Origin of the sequence: Cupriavidus cauae (genome assembly GCF_026210475.1) — a bacterium.
GTDB lineage: Bacteria > Pseudomonadota > Gammaproteobacteria > Burkholderiales > Burkholderiaceae > Cupriavidus > Cupriavidus cauae.
This window is the reverse complement of sequence record NZ_CP080293.1, coordinates 2,619,685-2,644,196: the sequence shown is the minus strand read 5'-3', so window position 1 is coordinate 2,644,196 and position 24,512 is coordinate 2,619,685. Positions and strand designations below refer to the sequence as shown.

Genomic DNA, 24,512 nt, shown 5'->3' with positions numbered 1-24,512 from the left:
CATCGGGCTTGGCGGCCGTCGCCAAATCGCCGTCGCCAATTCGCCGTCGCCGGGTCGCCGTCGCCGGGTCGCCGTCACCGGGTCGCCGTCGCACTATCTCGGCCGGAAGCGCTCCACGACCTCGAGCAGGCGATCGCAGGACGCCGCCACCTGCATCGGCGGCGCGGTCGCAATGCCGAGCAACAATCCGGACTTCGCGCCCGCGGCGGACGCATACCAGACCGACAGCGGCGAGGGCGCGATGCCGAAGCTCGCCGTTTCCTTCACGATCGACACGTCGTCGGTGCCGTCCGGCAGCCGCAGCAGCACCGCCAGCCCGGTCGGATCCGCCGCCGCGCCGACGCGCGGACGCAGGCAGGCCAGCAGCCCATCGCGCTGCGACGCATAGAGCCGCTTGGTGCGCCGCAGGTGCCGCAGGTAATGGCCATCGTGCATGAACTCGGCGGTGGCGACCTGGATCGACGGGGCCGGGGCGGGCGCGAGGCACGCCGCCATCTCGGCAAACCGGGACACCAGCGATGGGGGCACGACCACGAAGCCCAGGCGCAGCGCCGGGCTGATGGTCTTGCTGAAGGAGCCGATATGGATCACGCGTCCGGCGCGGTCCAGCGAGGCGAGGGCGGGCGCCGCCCGGCCCTCGAGCCGCAGCTCGCTGAGGTAGTCGTCTTCGATGACCCAGGCGCCTTGCGCCGCGGCCCAATCGAGCAGCTGCAGGCGCCGCGGCAGCGACAGCGTGCCGCCGAGCGGAGCCTGTTGCCCGGGCGTCAGCACGACCAGTGCCGCATCGGGGGCGTGCCTCAGGCCGTAGTCGACATCGAGACCGTCGGCGTCCACCGGCACCGGCACCGGCGCCAACCCCGCCAGTTCCAGCCCGCGCCGCGTGTACGGAAAGCCGGGGTCCTCGGTCCATACCTTGCGCCCGTCCGGGCCGAGCGCCCGCAAGGCCAGCCCAAGCCCGCCGGCGAATCCGCCGGTGATCAGGATCTGCGACGGCGAACACTGGATGCCACGCGCGATGGCGAGGTAGGCAGCGATTTCGCGCCGCAGCGCCGGCTCGCCGCGCGGGTCGGGATAGAGCGAGGCGGCGCCGAGTTCCGCGCGGGCCGCGTGGGCGCGCACCCGCGAGAACAGCCTGGCGGGCAGGCTCTCCTGCGCGGGCACGCCCATCTGGAAGATGGCCGGCCCGGCCATGAATTCGAGATACCGGTCCATGAACGAGCCGGGATCGGGCCGCTCGTCGGCGCCGGCGCGCAGCGCGGGACGTTCGGCGACCCGGGTGCCGTTGGCGCGCGATGCCACGACCAGCTGCGCATCGGCCAGCTTTTCATAGGCTGTCTTGACGGTGCCGCGCGCGACGCCGAGCTGGGTGGCAAGGTCCTGCCAGGACGGCAGCCGCGCGCCGGGTGCCAGCACGCCGTTTTCGATGGCGGTGGTGATGCCGCAGCGGATCTGTTCGGCCAGCGGCGTCCGGGCGGTCCGGTCCAGGGAGAGTTGCAGGCGCTGCGTCATGGCTGGGTCATGGTGTGGTCATCGGGCACGGGCACCGGCACGTTAACGCTGGCCGGCCTGGTACATAAAAATCGATGATTCTTGGTTCTTTTATTTGTACCAGCGCAAGACCAGAATGGGAACACCCATCTGGAGAGCCTCATGAACATTCGATCCGGGATTGGCGTCGCCTGCGCCGCCACTTATGCCGCCGCCGCCATCGCCTGGGCCATGCCGGCCTTCGGCCACGCAGCCGGGGAGAAGGTCACCCCCAATTTCAATCAACCGATCCCCAACATTCCGGGCAAGTCGCTGGTTGCCGTCGTGGTCGACTACGCGCCCGGCGCCGCCTCGCCCTCGCATGTGCATGCGAAATCCGCCTTCATCTACGGCTACGTCGTCTCGGGCGCCATCGAGTCGCAAGTCAACGACGGGCCGAAACGCGTCTACCGTGCCGGCGAGAGCTTCAGCGAGTCGCCGGGCTCGCGCCATCCGGTCAGCCGCAATGCCAGCGCCACCAAGCCGGCCAAGCTGCTGGCCGTGTTCGTCGTCGACACCGACGACAAGGAACTGACCACCCCTGTCCATTCCTCCGCGAAGAAGGAGTCCATGCAATGAGCAAACGTCTCGACTACAACCAGATTGCGCCCGCCGGCATGAAGGCCCTGGGCGGCGCCTACGGCTACGTGATGCAGTCCAACCTGTCGCCGGTGCTGGTCGACCTGGTCTACCTGCGCGTGTCGCAGATCAACAATTGCGCCTACTGCCTCGACATGCATACCCGCGACCTGCTGAAGAAGGGCGTGAAGGTCGAAAAGCTCGCGCTGGTCCAGGCCTGGGCCGAGGCCGGCGATCTGTTCGACGAGCGCGAGCGCGCCGCGCTGGCGTGGGCCGAATCCGTGACGCGCGTGGCGCAGACCGGCGTGCCGGACGCCGACTACCAGGCGGCGAGGGCGGTGTTCGACGAACGGGAGCTGGTCGACCTGACCATCGCGATCGGCGTGATGAACCTGTACAACCGCATGGCGATCAGCTTCCGCAATACGCCGCAGGCCGCGCTGGCGCAGTAGTTGTTTTATCGAGCCATTTCTGGCCTATCCCCGAGGAGTACCGCCATGGCCACCGACGTCATTGCAGGCATCACGATTCCCGACAGCAAGCTGGCCCGCGAGGCCACCGAGCTGATCCGCGATACCGAGAGCGACCTGCTGTATCACCACTCCGTTTGCGTCTATTTCTGGGGCAGTCTGCTCGGACGCCGGCGGCAGCTGCGTTTCGATCCGGAGCTGCTGTACATCGCGTCGATGTTCCACGATCTGGGGCTGACCTCTCGCTATCAGCAGAGTCAGCTGCGCTTCGAGGTCGACGGCGCCAATGCCGCGCGCGACTTCCTGCGCAGCCGCGGCGTGGCCGAGAGCGATATCGCGACGGTGTGGGCCGCCATTGCCTTGCATACGACGCCGGGCATTCCGGAACACATGCATCCGGAGATCGCGCTGATCCAGGCCGGGGCGGGAATGGACGTGGCCGGGCGCGGCTATCAGGACCTCGGCGACGACGAGCGCCAAGCCGTGATCGCCGCCCATCCGCGCGGCCACGACTTCAAGCACGGCATCATCGATGCCTTCTACGAGGGCATGAAGCACCGGCCCGACACCACCTTCGGCACCTTCAACGACGATGTGCTCGCGTTCAAGGATCCGAACTTCAAGCGCGCCGACCTCTGCAGCATCATCCTCGCCTCGCGCTGGCCGGACTGAAACAGGTGCCGACGCCGCGCATGGCGCGCGGCGTGGCCCCAAGGCGCGGCGGCCCGGCCGGGACCGCGCCGCCTCTATTCGACCTCGCCGTCGTCGGTGTCGCCGACCTTGGCGTCCTGCTCGTGGCGCATTGCCGCGGCGGTCAGCGTCGTCGCTACCGGCGGCGCGGACTCCTTGCGCTCGCTGTAGCGGTCGGTCAGGTAGTCCGAGCGGTCGCGCGTCAGCAGCGTGAACTTGACCAGTTCCTCCATCACGTCGACCACGCGGTCGTAATACGACGACGGCTTCATGCGGCCATTCGCGTCGAATTCCTGATACGCCTTCGGTACCGACGACTGGTTCGGGATCGTGATCATCCGCATCCAGCGGCCCAGCACGCGCAGCGCATTGACCGCGTTGAACGACTGCGAGCCGCCGCAGACCTGCATCACCGCCAGCGTGCGGCCTTGGGTCGGCCGAATGCCGCCGCTCTCCAGCGGCAGCCAGTCGATCTGGTTCTTGAAGACGGCAGTGAGCGTGCCGTGCCGCTCCGGGCTGCACCAGACCTGTCCCTCGGACCATTCCGACAATTTGCGCAGCTCGGCCACCTTGGGGTGGTCCGCCGGCACGCTGTCGGCGATCGGCAGTTCGTGCGGATCGAACACGCGCGTTTCCGCGCCGAGGCGTTTGAGGATGCGTTCGGCCTCCAGCGTCAGCAGCCGGCTGTACGAGGTCGGGCGCAGCGAGCCGTAGAGCAGCAGGATGCGGGGCGGGTGGGTGCTGGTCTTCGCCGGCTCCAGCTTGTGCGGATCGGGGACGTCGAGCAGCGACGGAATCAGGTTGGGCAGGTCGTCGCTCATCGCGAGACCCTCCGGCCGTCGGCGTCGATGACGAGCTCGCCATCCTCCTTGGCAAACGGGCCTTGCTGCGGCGCGGGCAGGATGTCCAGAACCACCTCCGACGGCCGGCACAGCCGCACGCCGAGCGCGGTGACGACGAACGGGCGGTTGATCAGGATCGGATGCGCCATCATCGCGTCGAGCAGCTGGTCATCGGTCAGCGACGGGTCGTCGAGGCCCAGCTCGGCATAGGGCGTGCCTTTCTCGCGAATCGCTTCGCGCACGCGCAAGCCGGCCTGCCGGATCATGCCTTCGAGCTCGCCGCGAGTCGGCGGCGTCTTCAGGTACTCGATGACCGTCGGTTCGATGCCGGCGTTGCGAATCATCGCCAGCGTGTTGCGGGACGTGCCGCAGGCGGGGTTGTGGTAGATCGTGACAGTGGACATGACGGCGGGTATGACGGGTTTCAGGAGGCTTCGTACCAACGTTGCGAGCGATTGACCACGCCGACCACCAGCAGCATGATCGGCACCTCGATCAGCACGCCCACCACGGTGGCCAGCGCCGCGCCGGATTCGAAGCCGAACAGGCTGATCGCCGTGGCGACGGCCAGCTCGAAGAAGTTGCTGGCGCCGATCAGCGCGGACGGGCCGGCGACGCAATGCGCCACGCCCAGCTTGCGGTTCAGGAAATAGGCCAGGCCCGAGTTCAGCACGACCTGGATCAGGATCGGCACCGCCAGCAGCAGGATGATCAGCGGCTGCTCGACGATCGCATTGCCCTGGAAGCCGAACAGCAGCACCAGCGTCGCCAGCAGCGCGGCGATCGAATACGGGCCCAGCGCGCCGGTTACGCGCCGATACGTCGCTTCGCCGCGCGCCAGCAACAACTTGCGGATGGCCTGGGCGATCACAACCGGGATGACGATGTACAGCACCACCGAGACGATCAGCGTGTCCCATGGCACCGTGATCGACGACAGCCCGAGCAGCAGCCCGACCACCGGCGCGAACGCTACCACCATGATGGCGTCGTTGACAGCGACCTGGGACAGCGTGAAATACGGATCGCCCTTGCACAGCTGCGACCAGACGAAAACCATCGCGGTGCAGGGCGCCGCCGCCAGCAGGATCAGGCCCGCCACATAGCTGTCCAGCTGTTCGGCCGGCAACCAGGGCGCAAAGACATGCCGAACGAAGATCCACGCCAGCAGCGCCATCGAGAACGGCTTGACCAGCCAGTTGACGAACAGCGTCACGCCGATGCCGCGCCAGTGGCCCGCGACCTGGCCCATCGCGCCAAAGTCGATCTTGATCAGCATCGGGATGATCATCACCCAGATCAGCAGCCCGACCGGCAGATTGACCTGCGCGACTTCCATCGCGCCGATTGCCTGGAAGACGCCAGGAAACCACTGGCCGAGCAGGATCCCGGCCACGATGCACAACGCGACCCAGATGGTCAGATAGCGCTCGAAGAAACCGATGCCGCCGGCCGGCGAAATCGGTGTTGCTTGTTTGGCCGCTTGTTTCGCCGCTTGTTTCGCGGTCTGTTCCGCCGCCGTCATGCCTTGGGCTCCACCGCCTGCTCGCCGATCGCGCGTGTTTCCTTCCGGTTCGCATTGCGTCGGGACGACTCGGATCCGGTGGTACAACCGGACACAGGGGAGCACGGATTGCCGCCGCAGCAGTTCTCCGTCAGATAGCCGAGCAATGCGTTCATGGTCTCGAAGCGGGCCATATAGATAATCGAGCGGCCGTCCTGGCGGCTGCGGAGCAGGCCGGCGCGATGCAGCTCCTTCAGGTGGAAGGACAGCGACGAGGCCGGCATTTCCATCAGTTCGGCAATCCGCCCCGCCGGCAGGCCCTCCGGGCCGGCCTGGACGAGCATGCGGAAGACGGCCAGCCGAACGGAATGGGCGAGGGCGGACAGGGCTTCGAGGGCGGTATCGGTTTCCATGTTTCGAATATATTAGAAACATGGAATTGTGGCAAGCGGTGTGATATGCGGCTCGAAGGAACGAGGTGCTTCAGGCCCCGCGGCGCTGCGCCATCCGTTGGCCGATGGCCCGCAAGGTCGGCTCGGGCAGGCGGGTCGCGAAGGGAAAGACCTCGCGCTCCTCGCGCTCGACATGTCGCAGGTAGTGCGCGGCGAACTGCGCGAGGGCTTCCGGCGGGGCGTCGGCGGAGCCCTGCTGCACCGCCTCCAGCCATGGCCGGGCCTGCTCCCACAGCGCATCGAGCGTGTCGTGGTCGTCCTCCAGACCCTGCATCGCGGCCGTCAGCGTCTCGTCGCCGAGCGCGCGCAGGGCGGGGAACAGGTCCGCTTCTTCATCCTCGTGATGCAAGGGCGCGGCAATCGTGAAGTACCGCACGATGCCGGCCGCCGCGGTGCGCGCCTGGTCGTCGGCGCCATGCCGGGCGGTGTGTTCGGCGAGGCGGCCGCACAGCGAGGCAAAACGGCGGACCTTGTCGTGGCAGGCGGTCAGCAGTTCGATCGGGGATTCAAAGGAAGGAATGGTGGGCGTGTTGGGCAACATGGCGTGCCCATTATCGCGCGGTCCGCTGGCCCTCGTGATCGAGCGCCATTTTTTGGGGCGGCCGGCAATCTTTACCGCCCTTTATCGCGGTCTGGCGCCAGATCCGGCTCGTGGAGCCGATGTCACCGCATTTCCCGCGATGGCGCAAGGCTTGCTTGGCGTGATTGGATTCCGGTCCATTCCATTGCCTTTGACACCTTCACGGGAGACCAATATGTCCGACGGAAAACTCGGTATTGCCGGTACGACGTTTATCGCCTTTGCCGTGGCAGGAGTGGCCCTGGCCGCCTCGCTCTATCTGGCCTATCTGGCCGCGCCGCCGAAGGGGCGTGCCTTGATCCGGGACGTGCTGGATCACGATTCGGGGTCGGGTCCGCAAGGCTGATCGAGCCGGCGCGGGGGCCGGGCCTCGAACTTTGGCGGCAGCTGCAATGTCTATCTGCGACATTGTGGGGCGCTCGCGCCGCCGTCGTTGCGACCACAGCGAATCGGCACATCAGCGCAAGGCTCCATTCTCCAAGGCTGGCCGTATTACCGTACTTTCCCGATCCCGATGAAGGCGTTGCGCAACCCCCGGTGCCTGCTGCTGGAAAGCCGCTGGTTTGTCCCGCGGCATTTCGACGGCATCAGCCTTGGCCCGATCGTGCTGCTTCGACCCGGCGTATCGGCCGGGCTGATCGCGCATGAACTGGTTCACGTGCGCCAGTTCTGGCGCCGGCCGCTCACGCACGGGCCGCGCTATCTGCTGTCGAAGGCGTACCGGCAGGCCTGCGAGGTGGAGGCCTACCGGGCGCAACTGCAAGCCGGGCAAAGCACGCCGGCGCGCATTGCCCATCTGGCGCACTACCTGGCCACGAAGTATCGCCTCGACATCGACGAGGAGACGGCCGTGCGGCTGCTTTCCGCCGTTTCCGCCGACGATTCCCCACGCTGATCGGGTGTGGTCGCCGCAGTCTCTCAATGCGAGGACGTGGGCTGCGCAGGCGGCCAAGTGCACGGTCTTTGGATCGACGCTCGCGCCATGCGCGCCGCCGGCGATCCCCAGGATACGCGCCAGCGGGCCGGCGCATCCGATCCGCGACGGCGCTGTCGGCATGACGGTCCGGCTGGCGCCGCGGTCAGCTGCCGAAGTAGTTCAGCCCCAGCGCGCCCTTGACCTCGCTCAGCGTCGCGCCCGCGGCTTCCCGCGCGCGCATCGTTCCTTGCCGCAGGATCTCGAGCACGCCGGCGCGGTCGCGCTCGAACTGCAGGCGCCGCTCGCGAATCGGCGCGATCAGCGCCTGCAAGCGCTCGTTGAGCCGGCGCTTGACGACGCTGTCGCCGAGGCCGCCACGGCGATAGTGGGCCTTGAGCTCGTCCACGGCCGCCGTGTCCGGTTCGAAGGCATCGAGGAACATGAACACGACATTACCCTCCACCTGGCCCGGGTCGCTGACGCGCAGATGGTTCGGGTCGGTGTACATCTCGTGGACCGCCTTCGAGATCTCGTCCGGCGTGGCGCCGAGCGAGATCGCGTTGCCGAGCGACTTGCTCATCTTCGCCTTGCCGTCGATGCCAGGCAGGCGCGGCACGTGTGACAGCACCGCTTCGCATTCGACCAGCACCTCGCGCCCGACCGTCAGGTTGAAGCGGCGCACCAGCTCGTTGGTCTGCTCGATCATCGGCTGCTGGTCGTCCCCGACCGGCACCAGCGTCGCCTTGAACGCCGTGATATCGGCGGCCTGGCTCACCGGATAGGTCAGAAAGCCAGCCGGGATGTCGCGCTCGAATCCGCGCAGCCGGATTTCTTCCTTGATGGTCGGATTGCGCTCCAGGCGCGAGACCGTCACCAGGTTCAGCAGGTATTGCGTCAGTTCCGCCAGCTCGGGCACCTGCGACTGGATGAAGATCGTCGACTTGTCCGGGTCGATACCGACGGCGAGATAGTCGAGCGCGACCTCGAGGACGTTCTCGGTGACCTTCTGATGGCGGCCGACGTTGTCGGTCATGGCCTGCGTATCGGCCAGCAGCAGGAATTGCTTCGCTTCGTGTTGCAGCTGCACGCGCGAGCGCAGCGAGCCGATGTAGTGGCCGAGGTGAAGGGGACCGGTGGTGCGGTCGCCGGTCAGGATGATGGGTTGGGTGGCGTGCGTCATGGGATGGTGTTCCGGTGATCTGTTCCGGTTATCGACACCACCAGCCACTGTGCGCAGAAACGAAAATGCCGCCAGGAGGCTGGCGGCATCGCGTTTTCGAGGTGCGTGTGGAAACGGGCCGCCTGGGTCAGGCGCGCCACCAATATTGCCGGGTCGGCGAGTTGGGCTTCGTATCCATGGGGGCGAGTATAGCGCATGGGCTCGGGGTGCATTGCGCCTGAACATGCCGCAGAGCGGACGCGCCGGACCGGGGCGATCCGCCGGCGATACATTCCACGCTGGAATACATCGCCGAAAAATCTTCACGCCGCGCGCGGCGCGGTCCTCCATACTGGCTTCATCATTGAACCGCAGCGATGGGGAGGAGCACCGTGAAACAGGCATTGGCATGGATATTGGTGGCGGGCGCGATCGGCATGGCCATGCCGTCGGCACAGGCGGCGTGGCCGGAAAAGCCGATCAAGCTGATCGTGCCCACGGCGGCCGGAGGCGCGCCCGACATCGTGGCGCGGCTGTTCGGCGATGCGTTGTCCAAACGGCTGGGCCAGGCCATCGTGGTGGAGAACCGGCCCGGCGCCGGCGGCAACATCGGCATGCAGGCATTGCTGCAGGCACCCGCCGATGGCTACACGATCGCCTATGGCAACAACGCGACGCTGGCGACCAACCGGTTCCTCTATAGCCGGCTGCCGTACGACCCGGACAAGCTGGTACCCATCGTGGGGCTGGCGACCACCTTCAACATCCTGGCGGTCAACAACGCGCTGCCGGTCAAGTCGGTGCGCGAACTGATCGCGTACGCGCAGGCCAATCCCGGCAAGCTGTCGATGGGCTCCGCCGGCAACGGCACGACCAGCCATCTAGGCGGCGAGCTGTTCAAGACGCTGGCCCATCTCAATATCGAGCACGTGCCGTACAAGGGAAGCACCCCTGCGCTGCAGGATCTGGTCGGCAACAACGTGCAGCTGATGTTCGACAACGTGCCGTCGATCGGGCCCTACGTCAGCAGCAACAAAGTCCGCGCGCTGGCCGTGACATCGACCCGGCGCTCGCCGCATTTCCCGCAGGTGCCAACCATGGATGAAGCCGGGATCAAGGGCTACGAATTGACCGCGTGGGCCGGGCTGGTCGGCGCACCCGGCATGCCGGCGGAGGTGGTGGACCGGCTCAATCGCGAGGTCAACGCGGTGATCCGCGACCCCGGCTTCCGTGCGCAGCTGGACCGGCTTTCCTTTGAGCCGCTGGGCGGATCGCCGCGCGATTTCCAGGCGCTGGTGACGTCCGAAACCGTGAAGTTCGGCGAGCTGGTGCGCAAGAGCGGCGCCAAGGTCGATTGAGGGCGAAGCGCATGCCATCTCATTTCGATCTGATCATCCGCCACGGCGACCTGATCGACGGCAGCGGCGCGCCGCGGCGCGCTGCCGACGTGGCGGTGCGCGACGGCGTGATCGCCGCCATCGGCATCGGTCCGGATGCCACGGCCGATGAGGTCGTCGATGCCACCGGCATGGTTGTCACGCCAGGATTCATCGACACCCATACGCACGACGACTGGATGGTGTTCCAGTCCCCGCAGATGCTGCCCAAGGTGACGCAGGGGGTCACCACCATCATCGCGGGCAACTGCGGCATCAGCCTGTTCCCGCTCGTGACCGATACCATCCCGCCCGCGCCGCTCGACATCATGCGCGGCGGCTTCGTGTTCGAGTCCGTGCGGGCCTACCGCGACGCATTCGCCGCCAGGCCCGCCACCGTGAACGTATCGGTGCTCGTCGGGCAATCGACGCTGCGCGCGCGCCGCGTCGCGCAGCTCGGACGCCCGGCCAGCGACGGCGAGATCGACAGCATGCGGCGCGACGTGGAGCAGGCCCTGCTGGAAGGCGCCATCGGCGTCTCCACCGGTACCTTCTATCCTCCCTCGGCAGCAGCACCGGAGGAGGAAATCCTGCGCATGTGCGAGCCGATGCAGCGGCTGGGGGGCGTGCTGGTCTCGCATATGCGCGATGAAAGCGACAAGGTCGCCGAGGCGATCGACGAGACTGCGCGCCTGGGCAAGGCGCTCAATGTGCCGACTGTGATTTCGCACCACAAGCTGGTCGGCAAGCGCAACCACGGCCGCAGCCGGGAGACGCTGGCGCAGGTGCGGGAGCTCTCGCGCACCATGCCGCTTTGCATGGACTGCTATCCGTATGCGGCGTCGTCCACCATGCTGCGTCCGGAACGGGTGGACCAGTGCGACCGGATCCTGATCACGTGGTCGGCCTCGCATCCGGAAGCGGCCGGCCGCTATCTGGAAGATCTGGCGCAGGAATGGCAGCGCTCGCGGCGCGAGGTGGCGCAGGCCTTGCTGCCGGGCGGCGCGGTGTACTTCATCATGGACGAGGACGATGTGCGGGACATCCTCGGCTACCCGGACACGATGATCGGCTCCGACGGCATTCCGTCGGACGAAACGCCGCATCCTCGCCTGTGGGGCACTTTTCCGCGCGTGCTGGGCCTGTACTCGCGCGAGCTGGGCCTGTTCCCGCTCGAGCGGGCTGTCCACAAGATGACGGGCCTGCCGGCGCAGCGCTTCGGGCTCGAGGGAAGAGGGCATCTGGCCGTGGGCAAGGTCGCCGACATCACGGTGTTCGACCCGGCGACCATCCGCGATTGCGCCACCTTCGATGCGCCAACACAGCCCTCGGTCGGCGTGCGCGACGTGTTCGTTGCCGGACAGGCTACGCTGCGCGGCGGCACGCCGACGGGCAACCGGCCCGGACGCTTCGTGACGTCGACCCTCGTCAGGTCACGCACGCCGGCATGAGCCCATGCCAGTCAGCCTGCGTCGGCATTGGCGGTTTGCAGCAGCCAGTCGACGAAGGTCACCAGCGTCGGGTTGGCGCGCTTCTCTTCGAGGCAGACGAAGTAATACGACTTCGGCGACAGATAGCTCGTGTCGGACAGCCGCACCAGCCGGCCGGCCCGAAGATCGTCGCCGGCGACATAGTCGGGCAGCAGCGCCACGCCCATGCCGCTGATGGCGGCCTGCAGGCCCATGGTCAGCAGGCCGTAGCGTGGCCCGTCGCCGGGCCTTGCCACCTTGGCGCCAATCTGTGCGAGATAGGCCGGCCACGCGTCCAGCGCCGTCTGTTGATGGAGCAGGGGCAGGTGCCGCAGCGCCTGGGACAGCGTACCGCGGCGCGGCAGCCTGTCCGGGGCGCATACGGGGAACAGCTCGAGCGGCATGACTTCGACGCCGAAGTGTCCCGGCGGCGGCCCGCCGCAGTACATGATGGCGGCGTCCAGGCCGCTGTGGAGCAGGTCGACCGGACCGACTTTGGTCGTGATGTTGAGCTGGATCTGCGGATGCTGCTTGGCAAATTGCAGCATGCGTGGCAGCAGCCAGATATTCCCCAGCGAGACCGGCACCGACACATCGAGGCGGCCGCCGGATGCGCGGCCGGTGAGGACTTCCAGCGTGGCTTCCTCGAGGAGATTCAGTGCCTGCCTGACGCGCTTCAGGTATTCCACGCCGGTCGCCGTCGCGACGACGCCCCCCTTGCGCCGATCCAGCAGCCGCACGCCGAGAAAGGTCTCCAGTTCCGTCAATTGCTTGCTGACGGCGCTCTGCGTCAGGCACAGTTCCTCGGCCGCCTCGGTCAGGCTTCCCTTGCGCACGGTGGCTTCGAGCGCCACCAGGTTGGCAAGGGCGGGCAGGTTCCGGCTGGTGGTGCTTTTCATCGGGACATCCTCGGGCGGTCGGCGGGACTCGGTGCGGTGGCCGCGGGCACTGCGTGCGCCATTGTCGTTCATGTATTCCGTGAGCGAAAGTAACACGATGACTGACGACACGAACCCGCTGGCTGCGCCGGCGTCCCCTGGCAAGCTCGCGCCGGCATGCGATGTGTTCGAACTGCCGATCGCCGAACTGGCGCGCCGCATGGATGCCGGCACGTTGACGGCTGAAGCGCTGGTGGCGGGGCATCTGGCGCGCATCGAGGCGTTCGACCGTTCCGGGCCGTCGATCAACGCGGTCAGCCAGTTGCATCCCGATGCGCTGCATGACGCGGTGCGGCTCGACCGCGAACGCCGGCTGCGGGGGGCGAGGGCCCGCTGCACGGCATCCCGATGGTGGTCAAGGACAATATCGACACGGTCGGATTGCCGACCACGGCCGGTTGCGCCGCGCTGCGCGACGCGATGCCCGCCGCCGACGCGCCGGTCGTGACGCGGTTGCGCGCCGCGGGTGCGATCGTGCTGGCCAAGGCCAATATGTCGGAGCTCGCCGCGTCCAATGGGCGCTTCGGCTACAGCTCGGCCAGCGGCCTGACCTTGAATCCTTACCGGCTCTCCCGCAATGCCAGCGGGTCCAGCAGCGGCACGGGGGCGGCGGTGGCGGCCGGTTTCGCGGTGTTCGGACTCGGCACCGATTCATTCGGCTCGGTGCGCGGCCCCGCCTGTGTGCATGCCCTGGTCGGGCTCAGGCCGACCCACGGCTTGCTCGAGGCGGACGGCGTGCTGCCCCTGGCGCAGTCCTTCGATACCGTCGGGCCGCTGGCGCGCACGGTGGACGACGCGGCGCTGGTGCTCGCGGCGCTGGCGCCGGGGGCGGGCATCGATAGCCCGATGGAAGGTGTTGCCGGTCGCCGCCTTGGCATCGTGATGGACTTCAACGGTGGCAATGACGAGATCGATGCGCTGTTTTCGCGAGCGTGCATGGATCTGGCCGACGCCGGTGCGCAGACCGTGCCGGTCGCGCTGCCCGCCGATGCGCGGCATCTGTACGAGCGGGTGCTGGGCGATATCGCGCGCAGCGAATGGGCGGTGCAGCTCGACCGCTATCTGGCGGCGATGCCGTCGTCTTGCCCGAGGGATGCCGCAGCGCTATTGGCGCGCATCGATGCGCAAATTGGCGATGGATTGGGCGATGGATTGGGCGATGGAGCAGGGCGCTCGCCGAACCCGCTGACGATCGCCGCGCTGCGCCATGCGGTGGAAACTCGCGACGAGCCCGCACGCCCGGGCCTGTCCGCGGCCCGCGCGTTCGGCGCCGCGCTTGCCGGCCTGATGCAGGCCAACGGCTGCGCCGCGCTGATTTTTCCCACGCTGGCGTGCCCGGCGTCGCCGCGCTTCGATCTGGACGACCCCAGCTACCGCTGCCGGGTTTCCAATCCTCTGGCGCCGATGCACATGGCGAGCGCCGCCGGTTTTCCGGAGATCAGTGTGCCGATGGGCTGGACCGAGTCCGGCGTGCCTGCGGGACTGTCCTTGCTGGGCCGCCCTGGCGACGAACGCCTATTGCTCGGCATCGCGCGCGACTACGAGGCGGCGACGGGGCATCGTCGTGCGCCGGGGTTGGGGTAGCGGCCGACTGGTCAGGGCTCCTGCGAACAACAACGGCTGGAGGAACGCGTTTGCGCCTCGCCGCGCGGCGCCAACCCGCGCATCCTGTTTGAAGCGCCGTTCCTGAAGGCGGGAATCCAGGATCTCACTGGTTGTATCGGCGCGGACCGCTACCTGGGCGGTCCTTCACGCGGCCGCTTGGTCGTCAATCGTCACGGATGCCAGGTCGAAGGCCGCTCCATGCGTGCCTCCGGCCACTGACTTCCTGCCATGGCATAGGACAGCCGGTTCGCTGCTTCCACAACCGTCTGCGCCAACTCGAGAAGGCGGGCTTCTCCAAGGCGAGCGGTTGGACCCGATATGCACATCGAGCCCAGCAAGCGCCAATGCAGCCCAAAAACGGGCGCTGCCACACTCGAGACTTCCGGCTCGCGCTCGCCCATGGACAGATGAAAGCCGCGTTGGCGGATCAGTTCGTACGGCTCTCCCGATGCGCCGGAAAAAGCCAGGATGACGCGACCCGGCGCGCCACTGTCCAGCGGCAGCGTCGCACCTATCCGCACATGATGACGGATGGCTTGCGGACCTTCGACGCGCAGCAGACACGTTCTCTCCTGACCCTCGCGCACATAGAAGGACGCGCTTTCGCCAGTCTTGATGGAAAGCTCGCGCAACGTGGGTTCCACGACTTCCTGCACGTTGAAGGTGGCCTGATAGCAGGCGCCCAGCCAACCCGCGGCCCGTCCGAGCCGCCAGTTTCCGTCTTCCTTCTGCACCAGGTAGTTGAACGTGGCGAGCGTCCTCGCAAGACGCAGCACGGTGGTCTTGTGGATGCCTGTGCGCCGGCTGATGTCCGCGAGCGAGAGTTCGGGGTCGGTCACATCGAATGCGCCCAACACCTGGAGTGCCCGTTTGACGGCGATGACGCCCCCACTGCCTTCGTCGCCGCGCGAGCGGGCGGATGTTGGGCCGTTTTCCTGGTTCATGCTTTGAAACGAGTTGCGTGGTGTGAAACGGCATTGTACGGCTTGAAACGATGCACAACAATCCGCTCCACAACAACACTGTGGAGACACCCATGCATCCCCTACGCCGTTTGTCAGCCGTCATCTGCATGGCGGCTGCACCCCTCGCCTTTGCCGCTTCCCCATACCCGGCCAAGCCCATCCGCGTCCTGGTTCCGTTCCCCGCCGGCGGCGGTACCGACATCATTGCGCGGGAAGTCACCAATCGGGTGGCACTGTCGACGGGATGGACCTTCGTCATCGAGAACAAGCCGGGCTCCGGCGGCAATCTCGGTATCGACGCGGTCGCAAAGGCCACCCCTGACGGCTACACGATCGGCATGGGCCAGACGAGCAATCTGGCCATCAATCCCACGCTGTACCCACGTCTGCCGTACGACCCGCTCAAGCATCTGGTCCCCGTCGGCATGGTGGCGAGCGCGCCGCTCGTTCTCGCGACGTCAGTGTCGTCGCCCTACAAATCGCTCGCGGACGTCATCACAGCCGGCCGTGCCAAGCCCGGGACCATCAACTTCGCCTCGCCGGGGAACGGCACCGTCGCGCATTTGGCTGGCGAGCAATTTCAGCGCACGGCTGCGCTCCAGCTGACCCACATTCCTTACAAGGGCGCCGCGCAGGCGGTCAATGACCTTATCGGGGGACAGGTCGACCTCTATATGGCGTCCGTCCCCAGCCTGCTCGGCCATATCCGCAGCGGCAAGTTGCGGGCTCTGGCGGTGTCCTCTGCTGCCCGGGTGTCGGACCTGCCTCAGGTGCCCACCTTCGCCGAATCCGGCGTCAAGGGCTTTGACGCCGCGACATGGTTCGGCTTTGTCGCGCCCGCCGGCACGCCCACGGACATCGTGATGCGCTTGAACGCCGAGTTCAACAAGGCCCTGAAGGTGCCGGAACTGGCCAAAAAACTGAACGACCAGGGCGCCACCGTACTGGCGGGTACGCCCGATCAATTCGGCGCGTTGATCAGACAGGACATCACGCGCTGGTCGGCGGTCATCAAGGCGTCCGGCACCAAGCTGGACTGACTCCACTCCATTCCTTCCCGTCTTTCTGAGCCACATCATGAGCTTGCCCAATATCGTCAAATCGTTCGAACGTGTGCCCGCTGACCTCGTCGCCCGCGCCGCCAAATTCCAGCCTGCCATCCTGGCCGACGTTGCCGGCCGTCGTGGTGCCTTGCATGGCCGTATCAAGGCCCTGCGGCCAAACATGAAGGTGGCTGGACCGGCCTTCACCGTGGAAGTCCGCCCGGGCGACAACCTGATGATCCATGCCGCGCTGGCACTGGCGCAGCCGGGCGATGTGCTGGTCATCGACGGGAAGGGCGATCAAACGTCGGCCCTGATGGGGGCCATCATGATGAATGCGGCGCGACAGCGTGGCCTGGCGGGCGTGGTGATGGACGGGGCCGTGCGCGACAGCCTCGAGATTGAAGAACTCGGCTTTCCCGTGTTCTCCGTCGGTACCAACCCGAACGGTCCCACCAAGGAAGCGGGCGGCCGCCTCGGCCACCCGGTTTCGGTAGGGGGCGTGACGATCAAGCCAGGCGACTATATCTGCGGCGACGCCGATGGCGTGGTCGCGGTCGAGCGCGAGAAGATCGAAGCGTTGTTGCCGCTGGCTGCCCACAAGGAGGAGGCCGAGGCGCGCCGCATCGCCCAGATTCGCGAGGGCAATACCAACGCGCCGTGGCTGCTTGCCTCGCTTGTCACCGCCGGCGTGATCAAAGACGGTGAGGTGCTCTGATGTCCCGGCCCAGCATTCTGGTTACGGCTGCCGACCTCGCACCCCAGGCCGTGGCGCTGCTGCGCGACTATGAAGTGATCTTTGCCGGCAAGACGCCGCAGCCCGATGACCTCATTGCCCTGGCAAAGCAGCACAATCCCGTGGCGATCATTGTTCGATACGGCAAGGTCGGCCCGGAGATCATGGATGCTGCCCCGGCGTTGAAGGTCATCTCCAAGCACGGCAGCGGTATCGACGTCATTGACCAGAAGGCCGCCGCAGCGCGCGGTATCGCCGTCAAGGCGGCAGTGGGCGCAAATGCGGCGGCTGTGGCGGAACACGCGTGGGCCCTGATTCTGGCCTGCGCCAAATCGGTCCCGCAACTGGACGACCGCATGCGGGCCGGCCACTGGGACAAGGCCACTCACAAGGCCATCGAACTGTCAGGCCGCACGCTGGGCGTCGTTGGCCTGGGCGAGATCGGCCGGCGCGTTGCCGTCATCGGCCGGGCAATGGGCATGCGCGTCCTGGGCTTCGATCCGTTTGCCAGCGCCGTCCCCGAGGGAGTTCAGCTGGTGGAGCTGACGCAACTGTTCCGCGACGCGGACGTGGTGTCCCTGCATTGCCCGCTGACCGACGAGAACCGGCGCCTGCTGAACCGCGAAACGATTGCATCCTTCAAGGACGGCGCCATCCTGGTGAACACGGCCCGGGGCGGCCTCATCGACGAAGCTGCTCTCGTCGACGCCATGCGCAGCGGAAAGCTGTATGCCGCTGGCCTGGACAGCTTCGAGAACGAACCGCTCCCTTCGCCTCATCCGTTCCGCGACGTGCCGAACCTGATCCTGTCGCCGCACATTGGCGGTGTCAGTGACGCAGCCTACGTGAACATGGGCTTGGGCGCCGCGAGGAACGTACTGGCCGTGCTGGAGAGCGCGAGCGTCGCCTGAGCCGCCGCCCTCCGATATGCGCGCTGTGCTCTGCATAGACGCGCTTCCGAATTGCCTTCGAATCAATTGCCGCGGCGCGCATGCTGCCCCGCATGCAGCCCCGTTTACGAGGGGCAGTGAGCCGACCGCTGCCATAGGAGACCGCAGTGAACACCGTTCAATCCCTTGTTGCGACGATGGTCGGCGCACTGGCGTTTGCGATGACGAGCCAGTCGGCCGTTGCAGCCTATCCTGACAAGCCTGTCCGCATCGTCGTGCCGAACCCGCCGGGCGGTGCGGTAGACGTGGTGACGCGCAAGGTCGCGCAACAGCTGTCTATCCAGTTGGGCCAGAGCTTCGTCGTCGAAAACAAGCCCGGTGCGTCGGGAACCATTGGCACGAGTGTGGTCGTCAATGCGCCAGCCGACGGCTATACCTTGCTTGCGAACGATAATTCCTACACGACGCTGCCCTATGTCTTCAAGAAGCTCAACTGGGACCATGCGTCGGCGCTGATTCCCATCGCTCCCTTCGCCTTTTCACCGGTCGTTCTGGGCGTCAAGGCCGACTCGCGTTTCAAGGACCTGGCTTCGCTGGTTGCCTATGCCAAGTCCAATCCCGGCAAGGTCACGTTCGGGACCGGTGGACCCGGCAGCGCGCCTCACTTCGCCACGGAGGCGTTCCAGCAAGCAGCGGGCATCGAGTTGATGCATGTTCCTTACAAGGGGGCAGGCGATGCCGTTGTGGGCTTGCTGTCGGGCAGCGTCGACCTGCTGGTGCTGTCGACGCCCAGTGTGCTGTCACAGGTCAAGGGCAAGCAAATGCGTTTGCTTGGCATCAGCGGCAAGGAGCGGGTTGCGGCGCTGCCGGACGCACCGACATTCGCGGAAGGCGGCGTTCCCAACTTCTCTCTCTTCAACTGGTCCGGACTCGCGGCGCCGAAGGGAACGCCACCGGACGTGGTCCAGAAGCTCCAGCAAGCCGTCAAGAAGGCGTTGGAGTCGCCCGATGTGAAAGCCTTCCTCGAGAACATGGGATCGCAGCCAGGGAAGCTGGACAGCCATGGCTTTGCGCAACTGATCCAGCGTGAAACGGCACAGTGGGCATCGGTGGCACAGAAGGCCAACATCGAAAAGCAATAGTCCAAGCAAGATCCAGGCGCATCCAAACCAGGAGTCGAACCCATGTATCTGTTGCAACCGCCCGCGCTGCGGGACGCCGAAGTCTTCACGATGATGCCGGATGCCTTGCGCCGTCGTCATGTGGATACGGACTGGGCGCGCGCCAATCGCGGTGGCGCGCGTATCGATGCGTTCCTTGAGGGGCCGGTATGGGCAGATGGCCACCTATGGGTGTCCGACATTCCTTTCGGACGGATATTCCGCATCTCTGCTACAGGAGAATGGGAGCTGGTTGCCGAGTATGACGGAGAACCCAACGGCATGAAGCGGCTGTCCGGCGACCAATTCCTGATCACCGACTACCGCAACGGGTTGATGGTGCTGGACGCGCGGACCGGTACGGTGCGGCCTTGGCTGGAGCGCCGGAACAGCGAGCGGTTTCGCGGACTGAACGACCTGACCTTCGACGCCCGCGGCAACCTTTACTTCACCGACCAGGGGCAGACCGGCATGCACGATCCCACCGGGCGGGTTTACCGGCTGACACCGGATGGCCGCCTCGATGTGCTGATCGCAAACGCTCCGAGCCCGAACGGCTTGGTACTGTCGCCGGACGAGAAGGTGCTCTTCGTGGCCATGACCCGGGGCAATTGCGTCTGGCGGGTGCCGCTGCAGGACGATGGCTCCGTCAGCAAGGTAGGGCAGTTCTTTACGAGCTACGGGCCGAGCGGGCCCGACGGCCTGGCCATGCGCGCCGATGGTCATCTCCTTGTCGCCAACCCGGGCCTCGGCTATGTCTGGGTGTTGAACGCGCGCGCCGAACCGATCGAGATCATCCGCGGCCCTGCTGGAGCCTCGGTGACCAACCTCTGTTTCGGTGGGGAGGATGGGAAGACGCTGTTCATCACGGAATCCACCGGCAGCAGCATATTGCGTATCGACATGCCGGAATCGGGCGCTCCGGTTCATGGCGGCAGGGCAGGGGAATACCGTGCGTGAGCCGGACGCGGTGTTCGCCAACGCGTGTGACTGCCATATGCATGTCTATGACAGCCGCTATCCGGCAGCGCCGGGCGCGACGCTGCTGCCGCCCGATGCCACCGTATCGGCGTACCGTGCCGTGCAGCGGCGCCAGGGAACCACGCGCACCGTGGTGGTAACGCCGTCCACCTACGGGCTCGACAATGCCTGCACGCTCGATGCAATCGCGCAATTGGGCGGTGAGGCGCGTGGCGTTGCAGTCGTTGGTCCAGATGTTGGCGAGACGGAGCTCGACACACTTCATCGTGCCGGCATTCGCGGCATCCGCTTCAACCTCACCATGCCGGGCCCGCTCGACCTTTCTGCGCTGCCCGGACTTGCCGCCCGCATCGCTCCGCTGGGCTGGCACGTTCAACTCAATATCCCCGCCGGCTGGCTTACCGACATCGCGGCGACCCTCCGCGCCCTCCCTGTCGCCGTGGTTTTCGACCACTACGGACATCTTCCATTCGGCAGGCCCGAAGGAGAGAAGGGGTATGCCGTGATCGCGGACCTAGTTCAGTGCGGCAAGGCATGGGTCAAGCTGTCCGCACCCTACATCGAAACCCTCGACGGGCCGCCGGCATACCGGGACGCGGCGCGACTGGCATCGCGATACACGCGCCTGGCGCCCGATCGCATGGTGTGGGGCTCCGACTGGCCGCATCCCACCGTGCAGGCTGCGGGTGGCGATCCCATCGATGATCGCAGCATGCTCGCGCTTTTTCGCGAATGGTGCGCCAGCGATGCGGTGGCCCGGCAGGTGCTGGTCCACAACCCCAAGGCGCTTTACGGCTTCGACGACGGATAGTCCTCGGGCGCTCGCACCGCGGCGCGACGAGCCAAGGCCAGTCTGCAAATCGACAACATAAACATATGGAGATACCTGATGCCCCAACTGTTTTCCCACTTCCGTGGTAACCCCTTGTGCGCCCTCATCGTGGCGCTGACCGCCGTCGCCGCCGGGGCGCCTGTCGCAGCGACGGCGCAGTCGGACTGGCCGAACAGGCCCATCACCTACGTCGTCCCGTATCCCCCCGGTGGCACTACCGATATCGTGGCCCGGCTGATCGCCCAGAAGCTGGGACAAGCCCTGCATACAACAGTGGTGGTCGAAAACAAGCCAGGCGCTACCGGCGCCATCGGTTCCGCATTCGTCGCCCGGGCTGCGCCCGATGGATACACGCTGCTCGGCGCGTCCACGGCATCCCACGCCATCAACCCTGCATTGAATCCCAAGCCGACCTACGACGCGGTCAAATCGTTTGCGCCGGTGGTTCTGGTTGGAACCATTCCGAGTGTTCTGGTCGTCGGGGCAAATAGTCCCTATCGCGACGTCCGTGGTCTGCTGGCGGCGGCAAAGCGCGAGCCGGGCAAACTGAGCTACGGCTCCGGTGGTACCGGCACCATCCTTCAGATGTCTGCGGAATTGCTGCAGCAGCAGCAAGGCATACGCATGACCCACGTACCTTACAAAGGGGACGTTCCCGCGATTCAGGACGTCATGGCGGGCCATGTCGACTTCATGTTTGCGCCCACCGCGCCGATCCTGCCGCTCGTAAAAGCCGGCAAGCTGCGGGCGCTTGCCGTCGCCACGAAGGCACGGGTTCCGGGCTTTCCGAACGTTCCAACGATGGCAGAGGCCGGTGTGCCTGGCTTCGAGGCCGAACAGTGGCAGGGCATTTTTGCCCCCGCGGGTACCCCGACAGCGGTGATCCAGAAACTCAATGCCGAGATCAACCGCGCGTTGAACGACCCGGAGGTACGGGCTCAGTTCGACGGCTTGGGGATCAAACCGGCGGGTGGTGCGGCCCAGGCGCTTGCCGATTTACAGAAAGAAGACATTGCGAAGTGGACGCGCGTCGGTAAAGCAGGGGGCATCGTGCTGGAGTAGGGCGAAAAGAGGCCCCCGGCTTCATCGTTACGCCCCGAGCGTTTGGCCTGGCAAGGCGCTTCATGCATCGTTTCGACGAGATGTGCCTGTCGATCTAAGCCCTCGCTCGAAACACCGGTTGGTGCCTTACGCTGTCGCGCTCGAGCATTCGCCGGTACCAGGCTGCAAGGGCCGCGCATTCCGCGGGCACCGGCAGCTTCACCAGCGACGCAAAGATCAATCCCCCGATGACTGTGATATCGGCCATCGAAAACGATTCGCCGGCGACATGCGGTTGTTGACGCAGAACGGCATCGAAGTACCGCATGCCTCGCAGTGCCTTGTCGCGTTGCCGCGCTCCCCACTCCGGGTTCTGATAGATCTCAACCTTGGGACCCAATCCCGGCGTGCCGTGGTGGAAATAGACACTGATGGGATCGAGCAGCTCCAGTTCGGCGCGCTTGCTCATCATGTGGATCACGCCTTTTTCCCGCGCGGTGCGACCGGTGAGTATCGGCGCGCCGTCCAGCGCGTCGAGATACTCGGTAATGGCCGTGCATTCCGCAATGCAGGTTCCATCCTCCAATTCGAGCACCGGCAGCGTGCCGGAATAGTTCTTGTTGGCGAGAAATTCGGGGTCCTTGTGCTCGCCCTTGTAGAGATCGACCGTGACGAATCGCACGCGCGATTGCAGGTTCTTTTCCGCCAGCGCGATGCGGACGCGGGTTGGATAGGGCCCGGTCGGAAAGTCATGGATCGTCATGGTGGGCGGCTGGATTGTCTGGACACTGCCATTGGCGTTCATTCGTGTAGTTCCTCGGTCGGTGGAAGTGGAACGGAACCAGGGCGATCGTCATGTACGTTTATTTGATTCGTTAGCCTACCTAACGTTCGTTAGGGTAAACGTACAAGGTACAATACGGGGTGTCAACATCCATTCCGGTCCCAGAGGTGGAAGCCATGACCAGTGACGCGAGACAGAACTCCAGAGAGAAAATCCTTGCGGCAGCCACCTCCATTGCGCAGGCCCATGGCTACGGCGGACTGAATTTTCGCGATCTGGCCGAGGCGGTCGGCATCCGGGCTGCCAGCATCTACCACCATTTCGACAGCAAGGCCGATCTCGGCGCGGCGGTAGCCCGGCGCTATTGGGAAACCGCGGCGGCGCACCTGGACGCCTCGCTGGCCAAATCGAAGAGCCCGCTGGACAGCCTGCATCGTTATCCCGACATGTTCCGCAAGGCGCTACAGAGCAGCAATCGCATCTGCCTGTGCAGCTTCATGGCCGCGGAAACCGACGATCTGCCCGAGGTGGTCAGGAAGGAGGTCCGGACCTTTGTCGACGTCAATATTGCCTGGCTGACCAAGGTGCTGGCCGCGGCAGGCGTGGCCTCGGGCAAGGAAGGGCGAGCGCGGGCTCGCGCGATCTTTGCCGCGATCGCCGGCGCCCAGCTCATTGCCAGGAGCCAGTCCGACATCTCGGTCTACGACTCGCTGATCGAAAGCTATCGGAAGGCCGGCCTTTTGCCGGCCTAGCAAGCCGCCAAGCCGGACGAACTCCGATCGGCTGCAGACACTGGCCAGGCTGCATTACGTGGAAGGCGGAACGGAGGCAAAGGGCGATCCGATCCTTCTCATTCCGGGATGGCCACAGAGTTGGTACGCCTGACAATTTCCGGCGCTGGTCACTTCGTGCTCGAGAGAGTCTGTCGGAGGTAGCGCAGGCCGTACTGAAATTCGTGCGAGCGGAGCCACCGGCCGGCCGATAGCGCGTCGGCCACGTCGCGGACCTCCTGTCGTTGGCGTTGAGGCGCCGCGACAGGCGCGCCAGGCGCCGACCGCCGGGCGGTCACTGCCGGACCCGCTGGTACCTTGCCATCAGCGGTGTAGCGGTCGAACCATGCAGCACGATGGACACCACGACCGTGCACAGGGTGATCTGAAGCAGCAGGTCGGCATGGGCCATATCGGGTGCATGTGCCAGCGAATAGGCCAGGTAGTACAGGGAGCCGATGCCGCGAATGCCGAACCATGCGGTGAGCCGGCGTTGCGCCGGCCGCAAGCGCATGCCGATCGTGGACAAATAGAGGGAGAGCGGGCGGATCAGCAGGATGAGCAGCAGGGCGGTACCCAGGGCCGGAACGCTGAACGTTGCCCGCGTCAGCATGGTGCCGATCAGCAGGGTGACGCACAGTTCGGCCAGCCGCTCCACATCGAAGGAGAACTCGGAAACGGTCTGCGTCAGATACGCGGCAGCCTTGTTCTCGTGCGTGGCGATCTGTTCGAGTCCCTTTGCCGGAAGGGCGCCGAGGACTTCTTCCGGCGACCTGTTCGGGTTCTCCTCGCGTTCGACCTGGCCCGGCTAGCGATTTGCCGCGGAGACAAAGCCCGCCAGATCGCGGGTGAATCGCTGCGGCTCTTCGAGAAAGGGCGCATGGCCTGAATTATCGTACAGGCTCACTCGAACGCGCGGGTTGAGCGCCCGGGCACGTGCAATGGCCGGTTGGGGCATGACCAAGGCGTCCCTGGCCCCATACAACAGCAGGATCGGCACCTGCGCCTTGGGCAGTCCTTCCGCGACGGCCACCGTCATCGACGGCGTCGCGCGTGTCATCGTCCACGAAGCCATTGCCGCATTGGCCAGCAATCGCTCCATCGTTGGCGCATCCTGCTGCGTGGGAAAGCACAGCCGCAGGCCGGCGCGATGATCACGAAAGGCGGGCAGCATGACAGTGCTCAAACAGGAAGGCATGCACA

General features: G+C 66.0%; 27 protein-coding genes and 1 pseudogene. 16 read left to right on the top strand and 12 right to left on the bottom strand.

Translation table 11 applies throughout. The features are described from left to right. Positions 1-93: 93 nt before the first annotated feature. A complete protein-coding gene (pdxR, locus tag KZ686_RS11850; RefSeq protein ID WP_265632470.1) occupies positions 94-1,509 on the bottom strand; it encodes a MocR-like pyridoxine biosynthesis transcription factor PdxR in 1,416 nt (471 codons plus the stop codon). Between the two features lie 141 nt (positions 1,510-1,650). Between pdxR and KZ686_RS11845 the strand changes: the two genes are divergently transcribed. From KZ686_RS11845 to KZ686_RS11835, 3 genes are read left to right on the top strand one after another with little or no spacing between them, the layout of a single operon-like run. Beyond that, complete coding sequence (locus KZ686_RS11845; protein ID WP_265632469.1) at positions 1,651-2,106, top strand: cupin domain-containing protein; 456 nt, start codon at positions 1,651-1,653, stop codon at positions 2,104-2,106. Continuing rightward, positions 2,103-2,558, top strand: coding sequence for a carboxymuconolactone decarboxylase family protein (locus KZ686_RS11840; RefSeq protein WP_149320229.1), 456 nt, complete (start codon positions 2,103-2,105; stop codon positions 2,556-2,558). The genes KZ686_RS11845 and KZ686_RS11840 overlap by 4 nt, the downstream gene beginning before the upstream one ends. Positions 2,559-2,603: 45 nt before the next feature. Further along, positions 2,604-3,248: an HD domain-containing protein gene (locus KZ686_RS11835; RefSeq protein ID WP_265632468.1), complete on the top strand. Its 645-nt coding sequence runs from the start codon at positions 2,604-2,606 to the stop codon at positions 3,246-3,248. A 74-nt stretch (positions 3,249-3,322) separates the two neighbouring features. On the opposite strand, the gene arsH is transcribed toward KZ686_RS11835, so the two are convergent. The 5 genes and pseudogenes from arsH to KZ686_RS11810 form a co-directional block, all read right to left on the bottom strand. Next, the gene (arsH, locus tag KZ686_RS11830) at positions 3,323-4,087 is read right to left on the bottom strand and encodes an arsenical resistance protein ArsH (RefSeq protein ID WP_265632467.1); all 765 of its coding nucleotides are present in this window, start codon (positions 4,085-4,087) and stop codon (positions 3,323-3,325) included. Continuing rightward, positions 4,084-4,512 (bottom strand): arsenate reductase (glutaredoxin), encoded by a 429-nt coding sequence (gene arsC / locus KZ686_RS11825; RefSeq protein WP_265632466.1) that lies wholly within the window; start codon positions 4,510-4,512, stop codon positions 4,084-4,086. Before arsC ends, arsH begins: the two co-directional genes overlap by 4 nt. A 20-nt stretch (positions 4,513-4,532) precedes the next feature. Next, positions 4,533-5,633 carry an ACR3 family arsenite efflux transporter gene (gene arsB, locus KZ686_RS11820; protein ID WP_265632465.1) on the bottom strand — a complete coding sequence of 367 codons (1,101 nt, stop codon included), beginning with the start codon at positions 5,631-5,633 and terminating at the stop codon, positions 4,533-4,535. A gap of 65 nt (positions 5,634-5,698) precedes the next feature. Continuing rightward, positions 5,699-6,025, bottom strand: a pseudogene (locus tag KZ686_RS11815) (ArsR/SmtB family transcription factor); the annotation flags it as partial. Positions 6,026-6,095: 70 nt separating this feature from the next. Beyond that, the gene (locus tag KZ686_RS11810) at positions 6,096-6,605 is read right to left on the bottom strand and encodes a hemerythrin domain-containing protein (protein ID WP_265632464.1); all 510 of its coding nucleotides are present in this window, start codon (positions 6,603-6,605) and stop codon (positions 6,096-6,098) included. Between KZ686_RS11810 and KZ686_RS11805 the strand changes: the two genes are divergently transcribed. Together KZ686_RS11805 and KZ686_RS11800 are read left to right on the top strand one after the other, a co-directional pair. Then, on the top strand, positions 6,592-6,990 hold the full coding sequence (locus tag KZ686_RS11805) for a hypothetical protein (RefSeq protein ID WP_149320234.1): 399 nt from the start codon (positions 6,592-6,594) through the stop codon (positions 6,988-6,990). The genes KZ686_RS11810 and KZ686_RS11805 overlap by 14 nt on opposite strands. A gap of 168 nt (positions 6,991-7,158) precedes the next feature. Next, entirely contained in the window at positions 7,159-7,539 is a 381-nt protein-coding gene (locus KZ686_RS11800) for a hypothetical protein (RefSeq protein ID WP_265632463.1), read from the top strand. Positions 7,540-7,723: 184 nt separating this feature from the next. Here the strand turns inward: KZ686_RS11800 and trpS are convergent, their stop codons facing one another. After that, entirely contained in the window at positions 7,724-8,740 is a 1,017-nt protein-coding gene (gene trpS / locus KZ686_RS11795; RefSeq protein WP_265632462.1) for a tryptophan--tRNA ligase, read from the bottom strand. Between the two features lie 371 nt (positions 8,741-9,111). On the opposite strand from trpS, the gene KZ686_RS11790 reads away from it, so the two are divergent. Both KZ686_RS11790 and KZ686_RS11785 read left to right on the top strand, forming a co-directional pair. After that, positions 9,112-10,077 carry a Bug family tripartite tricarboxylate transporter substrate binding protein gene (locus KZ686_RS11790; RefSeq protein WP_265632461.1) on the top strand — a complete coding sequence of 322 codons (966 nt, stop codon included), beginning with the start codon at positions 9,112-9,114 and terminating at the stop codon, positions 10,075-10,077. Between the two features lie 11 nt (positions 10,078-10,088). Beyond that, the gene (locus KZ686_RS11785; RefSeq protein ID WP_226109614.1) at positions 10,089-11,546 is read left to right on the top strand and encodes an N-acyl-D-amino-acid deacylase family protein; all 1,458 of its coding nucleotides are present in this window, start codon (positions 10,089-10,091) and stop codon (positions 11,544-11,546) included. A gap of 11 nt (positions 11,547-11,557) precedes the next feature. On the opposite strand, the gene KZ686_RS11780 is transcribed toward KZ686_RS11785, so the two are convergent. Beyond that, a complete protein-coding gene (locus KZ686_RS11780) occupies positions 11,558-12,751 on the bottom strand; it encodes a LysR substrate-binding domain-containing protein (protein WP_265632460.1) in 1,194 nt (397 codons plus the stop codon). Between the two features lie 99 nt (positions 12,752-12,850). Between KZ686_RS11780 and KZ686_RS11775 the strand changes: the two genes are divergently transcribed. Beyond that, complete coding sequence (locus tag KZ686_RS11775) at positions 12,851-14,086, top strand: amidase (protein ID WP_265632459.1); 1,236 nt, start codon at positions 12,851-12,853, stop codon at positions 14,084-14,086. 191 nt (positions 14,087-14,277) lie between these two features. On the opposite strand, the gene KZ686_RS11770 is transcribed toward KZ686_RS11775, so the two are convergent. Further along, positions 14,278-15,051, bottom strand: coding sequence for an IclR family transcriptional regulator (locus KZ686_RS11770; protein WP_226109617.1), 774 nt, complete (start codon positions 15,049-15,051; stop codon positions 14,278-14,280). Between the two features lie 92 nt (positions 15,052-15,143). Here KZ686_RS11770 and KZ686_RS11765 point away from each other — a divergent pair, with 92 nt between their 5' ends. The 7 genes from KZ686_RS11765 (at position 15,144) to KZ686_RS11735 (ending at position 21,776) form a co-directional block, all read left to right on the top strand. Further along, positions 15,144-16,112, top strand: coding sequence for a Bug family tripartite tricarboxylate transporter substrate binding protein (locus tag KZ686_RS11765; RefSeq protein ID WP_226109619.1), 969 nt, complete (start codon positions 15,144-15,146; stop codon positions 16,110-16,112). A 37-nt stretch (positions 16,113-16,149) separates the two neighbouring features. Further along, positions 16,150-16,833, top strand: coding sequence for an RraA family protein (locus KZ686_RS11760; protein ID WP_226109621.1), 684 nt, complete (start codon positions 16,150-16,152; stop codon positions 16,831-16,833). After that, positions 16,833-17,762 carry a hydroxyacid dehydrogenase gene (locus KZ686_RS11755; protein ID WP_226109622.1) on the top strand — a complete coding sequence of 310 codons (930 nt, stop codon included), beginning with the start codon at positions 16,833-16,835 and terminating at the stop codon, positions 17,760-17,762. Before KZ686_RS11760 ends, KZ686_RS11755 begins: the two co-directional genes overlap by 1 nt. 176 nt (positions 17,763-17,938) lie before the next feature. Continuing rightward, entirely contained in the window at positions 17,939-18,883 is a 945-nt protein-coding gene (locus KZ686_RS11750) for a Bug family tripartite tricarboxylate transporter substrate binding protein (RefSeq protein ID WP_226109634.1), read from the top strand. A 42-nt stretch (positions 18,884-18,925) separates the two neighbouring features. Next, positions 18,926-19,861 carry an SMP-30/gluconolactonase/LRE family protein gene (locus KZ686_RS11745; RefSeq protein ID WP_226109624.1) on the top strand — a complete coding sequence of 312 codons (936 nt, stop codon included), beginning with the start codon at positions 18,926-18,928 and terminating at the stop codon, positions 19,859-19,861. Beyond that, positions 19,854-20,693, top strand: a complete 840-nt coding sequence (locus tag KZ686_RS11740) for an amidohydrolase family protein (RefSeq protein WP_226109627.1) — start codon at positions 19,854-19,856, stop codon at positions 20,691-20,693. The genes KZ686_RS11745 and KZ686_RS11740 overlap by 8 nt, the downstream gene beginning before the upstream one ends. 78 nt (positions 20,694-20,771) lie before the next feature. After that, on the top strand, positions 20,772-21,776 hold the full coding sequence (locus tag KZ686_RS11735; RefSeq protein ID WP_226109629.1) for a Bug family tripartite tricarboxylate transporter substrate binding protein: 1,005 nt from the start codon (positions 20,772-20,774) through the stop codon (positions 21,774-21,776). A 94-nt stretch (positions 21,777-21,870) separates the two neighbouring features. Here KZ686_RS11735 and KZ686_RS11730 read toward each other — a convergent pair whose 3' ends face one another. Further along, the gene (locus KZ686_RS11730; RefSeq protein WP_226109635.1) at positions 21,871-22,518 is read right to left on the bottom strand and encodes a glutathione S-transferase; all 648 of its coding nucleotides are present in this window, start codon (positions 22,516-22,518) and stop codon (positions 21,871-21,873) included. A 197-nt stretch (positions 22,519-22,715) separates the two neighbouring features. Here KZ686_RS11730 and KZ686_RS11725 point away from each other — a divergent pair, with 197 nt between their 5' ends. Continuing rightward, entirely contained in the window at positions 22,716-23,291 is a 576-nt protein-coding gene (locus tag KZ686_RS11725) for a TetR/AcrR family transcriptional regulator (RefSeq protein WP_265633474.1), read from the top strand. Between the two features lie 313 nt (positions 23,292-23,604). On the opposite strand, the gene KZ686_RS11720 is transcribed toward KZ686_RS11725, so the two are convergent. Together KZ686_RS11720 and KZ686_RS11715 are read right to left on the bottom strand one after the other, a co-directional pair. Then, positions 23,605-23,967 carry a hypothetical protein gene (locus tag KZ686_RS11720; protein ID WP_265632458.1) on the bottom strand — a complete coding sequence of 121 codons (363 nt, stop codon included), beginning with the start codon at positions 23,965-23,967 and terminating at the stop codon, positions 23,605-23,607. A 150-nt stretch (positions 23,968-24,117) separates the two neighbouring features. Beyond that, a complete protein-coding gene (locus tag KZ686_RS11715) occupies positions 24,118-24,483 on the bottom strand; it encodes an alpha/beta fold hydrolase (protein WP_407648487.1) in 366 nt (121 codons plus the stop codon). Positions 24,484-24,512 lie beyond the last annotated feature (29 nt).